This window comes from Microbacterium sp. GXF0217 (assembly GCF_054798195.1).
Window position 1 is genome coordinate 460,340 of the sequence record NZ_JBSJZG010000002.1, and the last position, 14,420, is coordinate 474,759.

A 14,420-nucleotide genomic window follows, 5' to 3' on the forward strand; every position below is an offset into this window, starting at 1 on the left:
CTCGGGCGGTCGTCATGTTCTCGGTCGGGGTGATCCCGCGACGTCGGCGGAACGCGTGCTTGCACAGCCCCCAGCATCCGTGGCACACTAGCGGAAAGCGTTTACCCCAGCATCCCGAAGCGGATGCCGACCTCACGAACGGAATGCCATGTCACAGTCGACAACCCGCGAGATCGGGATCATCATGAACGGCGTCTCCGGGCGCATGGGCTACCGCCAGCACCTGGTGCGCTCGATCCTCGCGATCCGCGACCAGGGCGGCATCGAGCTGTCCGACGGAACGCGCGTCACTGTGAAGCCGATCCTCGTCGGCCGCAGCGAGCAGAAGCTCGCCGAGCTCGCCTCCCAGCACGGCATCGAGGACTACACGACCGATCTCGACGCCGCCCTCGCCGACCCGAAGTGGGAGATCTACGCCGACTTCCTCGTCACGAAGGCACGCGCCACCGCGATCCGCAAGGCGATCGCCGCAGGCAAGGCGATCTACACCGAGAAGCCGACCGCCGAGTCCCTGGAAGAGGCGCTCGAGCTCGCCCGCCTCGCGAAGGATGCCGGCGTCAAGACCGGCGTCGTGCACGACAAGCTCTACCTGCCCGGTCTGCAGAAGCTCAAGCGCCTCATCGATTCCGGCTTCTTCGGCCGCATCCTCTCGGTGCGCGGCGAGTTCGGCTACTGGGTCTTCGAGGGCGACTGGCAGCCCGCTCAGCGCCCGAGCTGGAACTACCGCACCGAGGACGGCGGCGGCATCATCACCGACATGTTCCCGCACTGGAACTACGTTCTGGAGAACCTCTTCGGCGACGTCAAGAGCGTGTACGCGCAGGCCGCGGTGCACATCGCCGACCGCTGGGACGAGAAGGGCGAGCACTACACCGCCACCGCCGAGGACGCCGCATACGGCATCTTCGAGCTCGAGGGTGGCATCATCGCCGAGATCAACTCGTCCTGGACCGTCCGGGTGAACCGCGACGAGCTCGTCGAGTTCCAGGTCGATGGAACGCATGGTTCGGCCGTCGTCGGCCTGTTCGGTGCGAAGATCCAGCCGCGCAACGCCACGCCGAAGCCGGTCTGGAACCCCGACCTCGAAGACACTCACGACTACGACGCCGACTGGCAGAACGTGCCGACGAACGACGTGTTCCTCAACGGCTTCCGCCAGCAGTGGGAGGAGTACCTGGAGTCCTACGTGCTCGGCACGGACTACGAGTACGACCTCCTCGCCGGTGCGCGCGGCGTGCAGTTCGCCGAGGCGGGCCTCGCGTCCAGCGCCGAGGGTCGCAAGATCGCCATCGAGCCGCTGTCGCTCTGATGTCGACGCTTCGCCTGCTTTCGGCATCCGGCGAGTTCTCGGATGCCGCGCTGAACGACTCCGGCGTCTACACGCGCCCGACGTCGCCGCTGCGCAGCCGCGTCGCCTACGCGGCCGCGCACGTCGTCCCTGTCGTCTGGGGAGACAACACCCCAGGACAGCCGGCCGACATCGACTGGGACTCGACGCTCGCGTTCCGCCGCAACGCCTACTCGTGGGGTCTCGGAGTCGCCGACGCCATGGACACGGCCCAGCGCAACATGGGACTGGATGCCGCGGCCACCCGCGAGCTCATCTCGCGCAGCGCCCAGGTCGCCCGCGAGGAGGGCGGCTCCGTCGTGGTCGGCGTCAACACCGATCACGTGCTCGAGTCGCACATCTCGCTGGACCAGGTGATCGACGCCTACAAGGAGCAGCTGCACTTCACCGAGGAGCAGGGCGCTGGCCCCGTGCTGATGGCGTCGCGTCATCTCGCACGAGTCGCGGCATCCGCCGATGACTACCGCCGCGTCTACCGGTCGGTGCTCGAGTCGGCGACGGTTCCCGTGGTGCTGCACTGGCTGGGCACGGCGTTCGACCCCGAGCTCGAGGGCTACTTCGGGGCTCCGGCCTGGCAGGCGGCGTCGTCGGTTCTGCTCGACATCATCGCCGAGAACCCGGGCAAGGTCGCCGGCGTCAAGATGAGCCTGCTGAACGCCGAGAGCGAGATCTCGGTGCGCTCGCGCCTGCCGGAAGGCGTCCGCATGTTCACCGGTGACGACTTCAACTACGTCGGCCTGATCGGCGACTCCGGCGAAGGGCCGCGCCCGTATTCGGACGCACTGCTCGGCGCCTTCGCCGCGATCACGCCCGTCGCCTCGGCGGCGATCCAGGCCCTGGATGCCGGAGACGCCGCGGCGTACGAACGCATCCTCGGGCCGACCGAGGAGCTCAGCCGCCAGGTGTTCGCCGCGCCGACGTTCTATTACAAGACGGGCGTCGCGTTCCTCGCCTGGCTGAACGGCCACCAGCCGGCATTCCAGATGGTCGCAGGGCTCCACTCGGCGCGGAGTCTTCCGCACCTGTCGCGGATCGTCGAACTCGCGAACGCCTCGCTCGCGCTCGAGCAGCCTGAGCTGGCGCGCGAGCGCTGGCACGGGATGCTGCGCCTGAACGGAGTCGAGCTGTGAGCCATCCGAGGCTGTCGATCAACCAGGCCACGATCAAGTACGCGAACCTCGCCGATGCGCTCAGCGCGACGGTCGCGGGTGGCGTCGAGGCGATCGGTCTGTGGCGCGAGCCGGTGAACGAGGTCGGCCTCGCGACCGCTGCCGAGATGCTCACCGATTCGGGGCTGCGGTTCACGACGCACTGCCGCGGCGGATTCTTCACGCTGCCTGACGGCCCCGCGCGGGTGCAGGCGCTGGACGACAACCGCCGTGCGATCGAGGAGACCGCGACGCTCGCCGCCGCTGGTGCCGAGGGCTCGACCTCGATCCTCGTGCTCGTCGCCGGCGGCCTGCCCGAGGGATCGCGCGACATCGTCGGGGCCCGCGAGCGAGTGCGCGACGCGATCGGCGAGCTCGTCCCTGAGGCCGCGGCCGCCGGTGTGACCCTCGCGATCGAGCCGCTGCATCCGATGTACGCGACCGACCGGTGCGTGGTCTCGACTCTCGGGCAGGCGCTCGACATCGCGGCGGACTTCGACCCGGCCGTGGTCGGTGCGACGGTGGACACGTTCCACATCTTCTGGGACCCTCAGGTCCTGGAGCAGATCGCCCGCGCCGGTCGCGAGGGGCGCATCGCCACGTATCAGGTGTGCGACTGGAAGACTCCGCTCGCCGCCGACGTGCTGCTGAGCCGGCACTACATGGGCGACGGCGTGATCGACTTCGGCAGCCTCACGCGCGCGGTCGTGGATGCCGGGTACACCGGCGACATCGAGGTCGAGATCTTCAACGAGGACGTCTGGGCGACGGACCCGCTCGAGGTCGTTCGTCGAACGGCCGCGGCCTTCGACGCGACGGTGGCCCCGCACCTCTAACCTGTTCGAATCGCTCGATCGGTCCCCGCCTCCCGGCACCGTCGGGACCGACCGAGCGAATTCGACCGCCAAGGAGAGTCATGACCATCCGAATCGGACTGTGCTCGGTGACGTTCCGCGCGCTGAGCGCAGAGCGCGTCGTGGCGCTCGCCGCGCAGAGCGGCCTCGAGTCGATCGAGTGGGGCGGCGACGTGCACGTGCCGCCCGGCGACGTCGCCACGGCTCGACAGGTCGCCGCGCTGACAGCGGATGCCGGACTCGCCGTCGCCTCGTACGGCTCGTATTTCCGTGCCGGCGAGGACGAGGACATCACCCCGGTGCTGGACAGCGCATCCGCACTCGGTGCGCGCCGGATCCGCGTGTGGGCGGGGTCCGTCGATGCGGCGGACGCCACGGAACACGAGCACGCCGGCACGATCGAGCGGCTGCGGAACGCGGCGGCCGCGGCATCCGACCGGGGGCTGGAGCTCGCGCTGGAGTATCACGGCGGCACGCTCGCCAACGCGCCGGCGACGACGCTGCGGGTGCTGGACGAGGTCGATCATCCGGCGCTGCGCACGTACTGGCAGCCGACGGTCGGGGCAACCCACACCGAGGCGATCGACGAGTACACGGCGATCGCCGACCGGGTCAGCGCCGTGCACGTGTTCTCCTGGTGGCCGCGCACCGAGCGCCGGCCGCTGGCCGACCGGGACGCGCTGTGGCGGGAGCTCTTCGCCACGGCATCCGCAGCGCCGCAGCCGCCGCAGGACGCCCTGCTCGAGTTCGTCCCGGACGACGACCCCGCGGTGCTCGTTCGCGAGGCTTCCGTGCTGAGGGCATACCGTGACGCCTGAGGCTGCTGTTGATGACTCCTCCTCGACGGCGCGTCACCGGGTGGGCGCTTATCGGACAGTAGGCTCGGCGTCATGACACACGCTCCGGATGCCGGACCCGCCTCACGCCCCGGCCGCGGTGCCACCCCCACGCTGCACGATGTCGCGCGCGAGGCCGGAGTCTCCCTGGCCACGGCTTCCCGTGCGCTCAACGGCTCGGTGCGCAACGTCAAGGGCGAGAACCGCGAACGCGTGCAGCAGGCGGCCGAGAAGCTCGGCTACACCACGAACATCCTCGCGCAGGCGACGGTCCGGGGGACCTCCTCCGTGATCGCACTGCTGGTCGCCGACATCGCCGACCCGTACTTCGGGCTCATCGCCTCCGGCGTCGCGCGCGGCGCGGACGAGCAGGGCCTCATCGTCACGATCGCCGTCACCGAACGCGACGCCGAACGCGAGCTGCGCCTCGTGCGCGCGCTGCGCGGTCAGCGGCCGCAGGGCCTCATCCTCGCGGCGTCGCGCGGCGCCGAGGACACTGCGATGCACGCCGAGGTCGAGGCCTTCTCGCGGCTCGGCGGCCGGGTCGTGTCCTTCGGCGGCAGCGTCGCGGATGAGCGCATCATCGAGATCGACAACGTCGCCGGTGCCCGGATGCTGGGCGAGGCGATGGCCGCCCGCGGATACCGATCCGCGGTCGTGCTGGCCGCTGCCGAGGGCATCCGCACCTCGGACGACCGTATCGCGGGGTTCCAGACCGGATTCGCCGCCGGCGGCGGGGACGCGACTCGCGTGTACCGGGCCGGCTTCGCACGCGAATCGGGTGCGACGGCCATGGCCGCGGCGCTCGCGGACGGCGTCGAGCCGGGAACGCTCGTGTTCGGTATGAGCGACGTCGTCGCGATCGGCGCGATGGCGTCGATCCGGGATGCCGGGCGCGAGATCGGCTCGGACATCGCCATCTGCGGGTTCGACGACGTGCCGGTCAGCCTGGACGTGAGCCCTGCTCTGACGACCGTGCGCGTGCCGTTGACCGAGATCGGCTACCAGGCGTTCCGTGCGACGGTCGACGAGGACTGGACCCAGGCGCCGCTGGCCCTCGAGGTGATTGTGCGTGAGAGCACCCCGTGACCGGTGCCGCCCGGCCGCGGCGCGCACGACTGGTCGCTGGATGCCATGACCGCGCACGAGGCGGAGTACCTCGCCGACAGCCGAACGGCAGCGTACGCCTCCGAGTTCCTGGAGATTCTGAACGGGGCCGCTCTCGACCCCGACACCGTCGCCGTCGTGGCGAACGACACTCTGAAATGGGGAGACCAGCAGTGACCAGACGCATCGTCATCGCACCGGACAGCTTCAAGGGATCGATCTCAGCAGCGGATGCCACGGCATCCCTCGCCGAAGGGTGGGCGTCCGTCGAGCACGGATCCGAGTTCCTGCTGCGCCCGATGGCGGACGGCGGCGAGGGCACCGTGGCGGCGTTCGAGGCCGCCGTCGATGGTGCGCTGCGGCATCCGGTGATCGTCGACGGACCGACGGGCGAGGCGATCGAGAGCAGCTGGCTGTGGCTGCCGCCGACGCCGGAGTCGCCCAGCGGCACCGCTGTGGTCGATCTCGCCTCGACCTCCGGCATCGAGCTGCTGCACGAGCTGCGCCCGTGGGATGCCGACACGACCGGCTTCGGTCAGGCGATCGCTGCGGCATTGGATGCCGGAGTCTCGCGCCTCGTGCTCGGCATCGGCTCCAGCGCGTCCACCGACGGCGGGATCGGACTGCTCACCGCGCTGGGCGCCCGTTTCCTCGATCGTGACGGGGAGCAGGTCGCGCCAGGTGCGGCAGGTCTCCGCGACGTGGTCGCCGTCGACCGGGGAGGACTGTGGCCGGCCCCCGACGTGCGGGTTCTCACCGATGTCACGAACCCGCTCACCGGCCCGCGCGGTGCGGCCGCCGTGTTCGGGCCGCAGAAGGGGCTGACCGCCCCGGACGACATCAGGACGGCGGATGCCGGTTTGGCGCACCTCGCGCAGCTGCTGCATCTGGACCCTGAGCACCCGGGGACGGGTGCTGCGGGCGGTGCCGGTGCGGCGCTGGTCGCGTGGGGTGCCCGGTTGACGCCCGGCGCCGAGGCGGTGGCCGAGCTGATCGATCTGGCGGGCGCGATCGCTGACGCCGATGTCGTCCTCACGGGCGAGGGGTCTTTCGACGGTCAGTCGGGAGACGGCAAGGTCCCGTCGTTCGTCGCCGATCTCGCCGCGGATGCCGGAGTTCCGGTGATGCTCGTCGCCGGTCGCATCACGTCGGATGCCGACACGAGCGCGTTCGCGGCATCCGCGTCGCTGACCGACCTCGCGGGGTCCGGCGAGGCGGCGCAGGCCGACGCGGCCGAGTGGCTGCGGGCCGCCGGCGCCGCGCTGGCGCGCGCGCTCTGACCGTCCGTCCCGCCCGTCCGCAAGACGTACTCTGCGGGGTGAGGCTTGGCCGGCCTGCGCACAGCTCACCGCGCAGCGTGAGTCTCGCGTCCTGGCGAAGTCGCCTGTCCGCGCGGGTCAGCCGCCGAGGGCTGCGCTGACGACGGCGCGCGCCTCCTCCTGCACCTGGGCGAGGTGTTCGGCCCCGAGCAGGCTCTCGGCATACAGCTTGTAGACGTCCTCGGTGCCGGAGGGGCGCGCGGCGAACCATGCGTGCTCGGTCTGCACCTTGAGTCCGCCGATTGCGGCGCCGTTGCCCGGCGCGTGCGACAGCTTCGCGGTGATCGCCTCTCCGGCGAGCGAGCCGGCGGCCACGGCATCCGGAGCCAGCTTGCCGAGCGCGGCCTTCTGCGCGGGCGTCGCCGGCGCATCCACGCGCTGATAGGCCGAGGCGCCGAAGGCCTCCTCGAGCTCGCGGTAGCGCTCGGACGGAGTCTTGCCCGTCACCGCGATGATCTCGGCGGCGAGCAGGCAGAGCAGGATGCCGTCCTTGTCCGTGGACCAGACCGAACCGTCCTTGCGGAGGAACGACGCGCCAGCGGACTCCTCGCCGCCGAACGCGACCGAGCCGTCCAGCAGACCCGGGACGAACCACTTGAACCCGACGGGCACTTCCAGCAGCCGGCGACCGAGCGACTCGGCGACGCGGTCGATGATCATGGACGACACGAGGGTCTTGCCGATCGCGGCATCCCGAGGCCACTCGGCGCGGTGCGAGAACAGGTAGTCGATCGCAACGGCGAGGTAGTGGTTCGGGTTCATGAGTCCGGCATCCGGAGTCACGATGCCGTGTCGGTCGGCATCCGCATCGTTGCCGGTGAGCACGTCGAAGTCGTCGCGGCGGGCGACCAGGGAGGCCATGGCCGAGGGGGAGGACGGATCCATCCGGATCTTCTCGTCCCAGTCCAGCGTCATGAACCGCCAGGTCGGGTCGACCTCCGGGTTCACGACCGTGAGGTCGATCTCATAGACCTGCTTGATGTGCGCCCAGTAGTCCACCGATGCGCCTCCGAGCGGATCGGCGCCGATGCGGACGCCGGCGCGCTTGATCGCGTCGATGTCGATGATCGTGGCGAGGTCGCGCACGTAGGCGTCGCGGAAGTCGTAGCTGGGCAGGGCGTCCCAGTCGATGTCGGCGAAGCGCTCGCTCTTGACACCCTCGAGACCTGCTTCCAGCAGGGCGTTGGCGCGGTCGGCGATCCAGCCGGTGGCGTCGGTGTCGGCGGGGCCGCCGTGCGGCGGGTTGTACTTGAAGCCGCCGTCGCGGGGCGGGTTGTGCGACGGGGTGACGACGATGCCGTCCGCGCGTCCGGCCGCGTCGGCGGCGAGGTCCTTGTTGAAGGCGAGGATCGCGTGGCTGAGCGCCGGCGTCGGCACCCAGGAGTCGCGGGAGTCGACGCGGAGGTCGACGCCGTTGGCCACGAGGACCTCGATCGCGCTGCGCTCGGCGGGGAGCGACAGGGCGTGCGTGTCCCGGCCGAGGAAGAGCGGCCCGGTGATGCCCTGCGCGGTGCGGTAGTCGACGATCGCCTGGGTGGTGGCCAGGATGTGGTTCTCGTTGAAGCTGCCGCTCAGCGATGAGCCGCGGTGGCCGCTCGTGCCGAAGGCCACGCGCTGCGCCGGGTCGGACGGATCCGGGTGCCGGTCGTAGTACGCGGCGATCAGTTCGTCGACATCGATGAGGTCACTTTCCTCCGCGGGGAGGCCGGCACGGCTCGTCATGTGAACAGTCTGCCCCCAAACTGCACGCGCGTGCACATTCGGGTCGACATCTTCAGGGCTAAGGTGAAACGCGTGACTGAACGGCGCACCTACAGCTATCTCGGCCCTGCCGGCACCTTCACGGAAGCGGCGCTCGACCAGGTCGCCGAGGCCAGAGGCCAGCAGTGGCGGGCCGTCCACAACGTCGGCGAGGCGCTCGCCGACGTGCTCGAGGACCGCAGCTACGCCGCGATGATCGCGATCGAGAACTCGATCGAGGGCGGCGTCTCGACGACGCAGGACGCGCTGGCGACGCTGCCGGGCCTGCGCATCATCGGGGAGTACCTGGTGAGGGTGAACTTCGTGCTCGTCGCCCCGCCAGGCGTTCGGCTCGAGGATGTGTCGGTGATCGCCGCGCATCCCGTCGCGTACGCGCAGTGCCACGGCTGGCTCGGCGAGAACCTCCCCAACCATTCGCACGTGCCGGCGTCGAGCAATGTGGCGTCCGCGATCGGCGTGCTCGACGGGACGAGCCCGGCGCAGGCGGCGATCGCCGCCCCCGGCATCGTCCAGCACTACGACGTCGACGTGCTGGCATCAGAGATCGGCGACAACACGCAGGCGGTCACCCGGTTCGTGCTGGTGACGCGCACGACCACGCCGCCCTCGCCGACCGGCGCCGACAAGACCTCGCTCATCGTCGAGCTGCCGCACGACCACCCCGGGTCGCTCCTCGAGATGCTCGAGCAGTTCTCGACGCGCGGAATCAACCTGTCGCTCATCGAGTCGCGGCCGATCGGCGACGAGCTGGGACGCTACCGGTTCGTCATCGACGCCGAAGGGCACGTGCAGGATGAGCGGATGGCAGACGCGTTGCTCGGCATCCGCCGGTTCAGCCCTCGCGTCGTGTTCCTGGGGTCCTACCCGCGTGCGGATCGGCAGATCGTGCAGTACCCCGACCGCTACTCGGACGACATCTTCGTCGAGGCGCGCGACTGGCTGCGCGGACTGCTCTCGGGCGAGCCCGAGGCGTAGGCGCCGCGCTGAACCCCGTCGGGCTCAGTGCTCCTGGAAACGCGGCCACTCGCTGCCTGGCGGCATGTGCGAGTGCAGCGCACCCTTGGCGGATTCCAGACTCGGGTACGTGCCGGTCGCAGCATCCGCTCCGGCCATCGTGACGACGTAGGCGTCGTCCTCGTGCCGGATGCTTCCGCATACGCCGTTCGTCCCGTAGGCGACCCACAGTGCACGTGTCTTCGTGGTGCTCATGGCGTTCCCCTTCTCCGATGCTCCTGACCGTACGCCTCGCGGCGCAGCCGCGCCAGAGGCAACGAGAAACCAGTCGCCGCGTGAGAAACCAGCGCGGAGGTGGTTTCTCGCGGCGGAAGTGGTTTCTCGCGCGAGCGGGTGAACGCGGCGGGGCTACTGCGCGGCGGAGATGAGTTCGAGCGTCTGGGCGCGGCCGCCCGCGGCCTCCTTCGGCTCGGATTCGTAGGCGCCGGCGACCGGCGAGAGCATGATCTCGTCGACGTCGTGCTTCGCGGCGAAGTCCGCGAGCTCGGCCGCGACCGACTCTCCGGTTCCGACGAACCAGCGCGCGCGGGCGGCTTCGACGACCTGATCGGTCGCGGGATCGGATGCCGCGGACAGCGCCTCCTCGACGGTTTCGAGTGCGGTCAGCGGCTTGTTCAGGCGGAGCCGCGACATCATGCGCAGCTGCGGCAGGGCACGGGCCTCCGCTTCCGCCTGAGTCGGCGCGGCGACCACGTTCATGGTGAGGAAGGTCCGCGGCGCAGGGTGCGCCTCGCTCGGCTGGTAACCCGAGCGGTAGAGCTCGAGCGCGCGCTCGAGGCCGGTCCCGGCGAAATGGTTGGCGAACACGTACGGCAGGCCCTGGGCCGCGGCGAGCTGCGCGGAGTAGTCGCTCGAGCCGAGCAGCCACACCTCGGGAACCCCGGCCGCGGCCGGGGTCGCGCGGACCGTGTACTCGCCGCCGGAGGTGAACTGGATCTGCGCGCCCTCGGCGGAGAGGAGCAGCGTGATGTCCTGCACGTGCCGGGGGAACTGCTCGACGTCGCTCGTGGTTCCCGAGCCCCGCAGCAGCTGGGTGATCACGGGGTCGCTGCCCGGTGCGCGGCCGAGGCCGAGGTCGATGCGACCTGGCGCGATCGCCTCGAGCGCCGCGAACTGCTCGGCGACGATGAGCGGCGCGTGGTTGGGCAGCATCACCCCGCCGGAGCCGAGGCGAAGCGTTGTGGTGCGGGTGGCGGCCGCAGCGATCAGCACGGGTGGCGTCGTGGACGCGACCGCCGGCATGTTGTGGTGCTCGGCGAACCAGTAACGGCGGTAGCCGAGTCGGTCTGCCGTCTCGGCGAGGGCGAGGGATGCCGCGATCGCCTCCGTGCTGGTCTGGCCGGTGCGAACCGGGACGAGGTCGAGGACGGAGAGGGCGGGGGCGGCGGAAGTCATCGCCGAATGCAACCCGAATGCTCGCCGATGCATTCCCCGCACGTCCGAGATCGGCCGCACGCCGCGCTCCGCACGCCGCGCTCCGCACGCCGCGCTCCACGTCGCGCCCCCCGCTCCGGCTACCGCGCGCCGGTCGCGCTGCGGTGAAGGACGCGGGCGATAGCCTGACGGCATGGATGCCGGACTGTTCTACGTCCTCGTCGGTGCGATCTCGGTGGCGGCCTTCGCCCGCTGGCGAGGATGGCCTGCCCCGTTGCTGGTCACGGTCGTCGCCCTCGCGGCATCCTTCCTGCCGTTCGTGCCGGAGCTGGAGATCGACGGCCATCTGCTGCTGAATCTCGTCCTGCCGCCGCTGCTGTACTCGGCGGCGCTGGATGTCTCGTTCGTCGGCTTCAAGCGCAGCCTGCCGCAGATCCGCCGGCTCGGGATCTGGCTGGTTCTCATCACCGCCCTCGTCGTCGGGCTCGTGGCGTGGCTGATCTTCCCGTCGCTGACGCTGCCCGGGGCGCTGCTGCTTGGTGCGATCGTCGCGCCGCCGGATGCCGTCTCCGCCGCTGCGATCGGGCGCAAGCTCGGTCTGCCGCGCCGAGTGATGACGGTGCTCTCCGGAGAGAGCCTCATCAACGACGCCACGTCGCTGACGATGTACCGGGTGTTCGCGGCGATCGTCGCCGGCGGGGCGTTCCAGCTCGGGGCGAGTGTCTGGGAATTCGTCGTCGCCGTGGTCGTGGGGGTCGTGGTCGGGCTGGTGTTCGGCATCCTGCTCCACCAGCTGCGCATCCGGCTGGATGACCCTGTGGTGATCGGCACGTTCGGACTGCTCGTGCCGTTCGGGGCGTATGCGATCGCCGAGCATCTGGGCGGCTCTGGGGTGCTCGCGGTGGTGGCGATGGGACTGTACGTCGGCTTCAATGCACCCCGCACCGACTATACGACGCGGCAGCAGGAGGCTCCGCTGTGGCTGTCGGCGGACTTCCTGCTGGAGAGCTTCGTGTTCGCCTACATCGGTCTGCAGCTGCCGCGGGTGATCAGCGATCTCGGGCGCGAGTCGGTGGGCGAGATCCTGGTGCTCGCGGGTGTCGTGCTGCTGGTCGTGCTCGTGGTGCGGCCGGTGTACATCTACCCCGCGCACGCATGGGCGATGTGGATGCAGCGGATCCGGCTGCGGCGCTGGGAGAGATCTCTCGCTTCGGGGGAGTGGGAGCGCAGAGAGCGGCTCGAGCAGGAGCGGAGAGAGCGGTTCGCGGCGAAGCATCCGGAGCGTGCGGCGACGGGCAGGCAGCGGCCGCATCCGACCGTCGAGGAGGTGCAGGCGCGTTTCACCGAGCCGGAACTCAGCTGGAAGGACAACGCGGTCATCTCGTGGGCCGGGATGCGCGGCGTCGTCACGCTGGCGACGGCGCTCGCCGCAGCCGACCTCGCCGCGCTCGACTCCGAGGCGTCGCACGCGATCGTCGTGGTCGCGTTCGCCGTGACGGTCGGGACGCTGCTGCTGCAGGGATTGACGCTTCCCGCGTTGATCCGGTGGTTGGGCGTTGCGAGCGACGTCGATGAGGAGCAGGATGCCGCGGAGCTCGCCGCCGTGCGAGCGCGGACGAGGCAGGCGGGCAAGGAGTTCATCGAGCACCGGCGCGCGGCGTGGGAGCAGAAGTACGGCACCGCCGATCTCGCCGTGTTCGACCGGTTCGCGAAGCGGATGACGAAGGTGGAGAAGGACACCGACCAGGCGCACGACGCCGAGGATGTCGCCCGCCCGACCTACGAGGATCTCGTCGCGCTGTCGAAGGGCTGGCTGCATGTGCGGCGCGAGATCCTGCTGGAGGAGCGGGATGCCGGAAACCTCGACGAGGAGCTCATGCGCGAGCTGATCACGGCGATGGATGCCGAGGAGCTCGCCCTGGACACGAGGGGTGCGGCGCGCCCGCAGTCACGCGCGTAGCTCGCGTTTGCCTGGTCCCTCTGCCCGTGCTCGGTCTCGTTCGTCGAGACCTCTCCGTGTCGGCGAACTTGCGTCGAGACCTCGGTATCGGCGAAACCCCGCCGTATTCACGTGGATACGGCGGGGTTTCGCAGTGCGCGAGAGGTCTCTCGGGAGGGGCGAGCGTCAGCGGGCCCCGGCGGGCTGTGCCTCGGCATCCTGCTCCGGAGCGTCCGAGTCGCCGGCGGAGTCGTCGGCGAACGGAAGGCCCTCGCGCGGTGCGTTGTAGAGCTCCTCGTCGAGGATGCCTTCGCGCTTGGCGACGATCGTCGGGACGAGCGCCTGCCCTGCGACGTTGACGGCCGTGCGGCCCATGTCGAGGATCGGGTCGATCGCGAGGAGCAGCCCGACGCCCTCGAGGGGCAGGCCGAGGGTCGACAGCGTGAGCGTCAGCATGACGACCGCGCCGGTCGTGCCGGCCGTCGCCGCAGAACCGAGCACCGAGACGATGACGATCAGCAGGTACTGGAAGAAGTCCAGCTGGATGCCGAAGAACTGCGCGACGAAGATCGCGGCGATCGCGGGGTAGATGGCCGCGCAGCCGTCCATCTTGGTGGTCGCACCGAGCGGCACGGCGAACGATGCGTACGAGGCGGGTACGCCGAGGTTGCGCTCGGTGACTCGCTCGGTGAGCGGCAGGGTGCCGATCGAGGAGCGGCTCACGAAGGCCAGCTGCACCGCGGGCCAGACGCCAGAGAAGTACTGCTTGATCGAGAGGCCGTTGGTGCGGACGATCACCGGGTAGACGACGAACAGCACGAGGGCGAGACCGATGTAGACGGCGGCGGCGAACCAGCCGAGGCCGACGAGCTTGTCCCAGCCGTACTTGATGACGGCGGATCCGATGAGGCCGAAGGTGCCGATCGGGGCGATGCGGATGATCCACCACAGCACGCGCTGGATGACCTTCAGCAGCGACTCGGTGAAGACGAGGAACGGCTCGGCCTTCTTGCCGGCCTTGAGAGCTGCGATGCCCACGACGGCGGCGACGACGATGACCTGGAGGATGTTGAAGCCGACGCTCGAGGTGAACGTGCCGTCGACGGCGCCCGGGCCGGTCGAGACCGTCAGGCCGAGGAAGTTCTGCGGGATGAGGCCCAGAAGGAAGTTCCACCAGGTGCCGACCGTGTACGGGTCGCCGGGCTCGAGGCCCTCGCCGGCGCGGGAGCCGGGCTGGATGACCAGGCCGAGCACGATGCCGATGATCACGGCGATGAACGCGGTGATGCAGAACCAGAGAATGGTCTGCCCGGCGAGGCGAGCGGCGTTCTGGACGCGGCGCAGGTTCGAGATGCTCGCGACGATCGCCGTGAAGATCAGCGGGACGACGGCCGCGCGCAGGATCGTGACGTACGAGCTGCCGATCTTGTCGAGCGTGTCCGACAGGATCGTCGGGTTTTCGGCAGAGGCGCCGAGCTGGCGGCCGATGAGTCCGGCGACGACGCCGAGGACCAGGGCCGCGATGATCTGGAAGCCGAACGAAGTAAGCAGCTTGCGCGCGGGGCTACGGGTATCTGGCGCCTTCTGGGCGCGAGAGGTGGTGCTCATGGAGACTCCAAGTCCTGGGCGTGCCGAGGCGCACGCCGATGGGAGTCAACGCTATGCCTATCGGCGTATTCCCAGGAATGGAGATGACGAACGGTGACGGTGCTTCGTCTGA

13 protein-coding genes are annotated in these 14,420 nt (G+C 70.0%); 9 read left to right on the top strand and 4 right to left on the bottom strand.

Annotation, left to right across the window (positions count from 1 at the left end):
- The first annotated feature begins 148 nt into the window (after nt 1-148).
- The 7 genes from ACWAT3_RS05430 to ACWAT3_RS05460 all read left to right on the top strand — a co-directional run bounded on the left by ACWAT3_RS05430 (nt 149) and on the right by ACWAT3_RS05460 (nt 6,573).
- Entirely contained in the window at nt 149-1,309 is a 1,161-nt protein-coding gene (locus ACWAT3_RS05430) for a Gfo/Idh/MocA family protein (RefSeq protein WP_460796523.1), read from the top strand.
- Nucleotides 1,309-2,478, top strand: a complete 1,170-nt coding sequence (locus ACWAT3_RS05435; RefSeq protein ID WP_460796524.1) for a dihydrodipicolinate synthase family protein — start codon at nt 1,309-1,311, stop codon at nt 2,476-2,478. The genes ACWAT3_RS05430 and ACWAT3_RS05435 overlap by 1 nt, the downstream gene beginning before the upstream one ends.
- Nucleotides 2,475-3,332: a sugar phosphate isomerase/epimerase family protein gene (locus ACWAT3_RS05440; RefSeq protein ID WP_460796526.1), complete on the top strand. Its 858-nt coding sequence runs from the start codon at nt 2,475-2,477 to the stop codon at nt 3,330-3,332. The genes ACWAT3_RS05435 and ACWAT3_RS05440 overlap by 4 nt, the downstream gene beginning before the upstream one ends.
- 80 nt (nt 3,333-3,412) lie before the next feature.
- Nucleotides 3,413-4,168 (top strand): sugar phosphate isomerase/epimerase family protein, encoded by a 756-nt coding sequence (locus ACWAT3_RS05445; RefSeq protein WP_460796527.1) that lies wholly within the window; start codon nt 3,413-3,415, stop codon nt 4,166-4,168.
- A 72-nt stretch (nt 4,169-4,240) separates the two neighbouring features.
- A complete protein-coding gene (locus ACWAT3_RS05450) occupies nt 4,241-5,275 on the top strand; it encodes a LacI family DNA-binding transcriptional regulator (protein WP_460796529.1) in 1,035 nt (344 codons plus the stop codon).
- Between the two features lie 3 nt (nt 5,276-5,278).
- Nucleotides 5,279-5,470: a hypothetical protein gene (locus tag ACWAT3_RS05455; RefSeq protein WP_460796530.1), complete on the top strand. Its 192-nt coding sequence runs from the start codon at nt 5,279-5,281 to the stop codon at nt 5,468-5,470.
- Entirely contained in the window at nt 5,467-6,573 is a 1,107-nt protein-coding gene (locus tag ACWAT3_RS05460; protein WP_460796532.1) for a glycerate kinase, read from the top strand. Before ACWAT3_RS05455 ends, ACWAT3_RS05460 begins: the two co-directional genes overlap by 4 nt.
- Before the next feature lie 117 nt (nt 6,574-6,690).
- Here ACWAT3_RS05460 and pgm read toward each other — a convergent pair whose 3' ends face one another.
- A complete protein-coding gene (gene pgm / locus ACWAT3_RS05465) occupies nt 6,691-8,334 on the bottom strand; it encodes a phosphoglucomutase (alpha-D-glucose-1,6-bisphosphate-dependent) (protein ID WP_460796534.1) in 1,644 nt (547 codons plus the stop codon).
- A gap of 63 nt (nt 8,335-8,397) precedes the next feature.
- Here pgm and pheA point away from each other — a divergent pair, with 63 nt between their 5' ends.
- Nucleotides 8,398-9,348 (top strand): prephenate dehydratase, encoded by a 951-nt coding sequence (gene pheA, locus ACWAT3_RS05470; RefSeq protein WP_460796535.1) that lies wholly within the window; start codon nt 8,398-8,400, stop codon nt 9,346-9,348.
- Nucleotides 9,349-9,372: 24 nt separating this feature from the next.
- Here the strand turns inward: pheA and ACWAT3_RS05475 are convergent, their stop codons facing one another.
- Entirely contained in the window at nt 9,373-9,582 is a 210-nt protein-coding gene (locus ACWAT3_RS05475) for a methyltransferase (RefSeq protein WP_460796537.1), read from the bottom strand.
- Between the two features lie 153 nt (nt 9,583-9,735).
- Entirely contained in the window at nt 9,736-10,782 is a 1,047-nt protein-coding gene (locus ACWAT3_RS05480) for an LLM class flavin-dependent oxidoreductase (protein ID WP_460796539.1), read from the bottom strand.
- A gap of 172 nt (nt 10,783-10,954) precedes the next feature.
- Between ACWAT3_RS05480 and ACWAT3_RS05485 the strand changes: the two genes are divergently transcribed.
- The gene (locus tag ACWAT3_RS05485; protein ID WP_460796541.1) at nt 10,955-12,721 is read left to right on the top strand and encodes a cation:proton antiporter; all 1,767 of its coding nucleotides are present in this window, start codon (nt 10,955-10,957) and stop codon (nt 12,719-12,721) included.
- A gap of 165 nt (nt 12,722-12,886) precedes the next feature.
- On the opposite strand, the gene ACWAT3_RS05490 is transcribed toward ACWAT3_RS05485, so the two are convergent.
- Nucleotides 12,887-14,308 (bottom strand): dicarboxylate/amino acid:cation symporter, encoded by a 1,422-nt coding sequence (locus tag ACWAT3_RS05490; RefSeq protein WP_460796542.1) that lies wholly within the window; start codon nt 14,306-14,308, stop codon nt 12,887-12,889.
- Between the last annotated feature and the right edge of the window lie 112 nt (nt 14,309-14,420).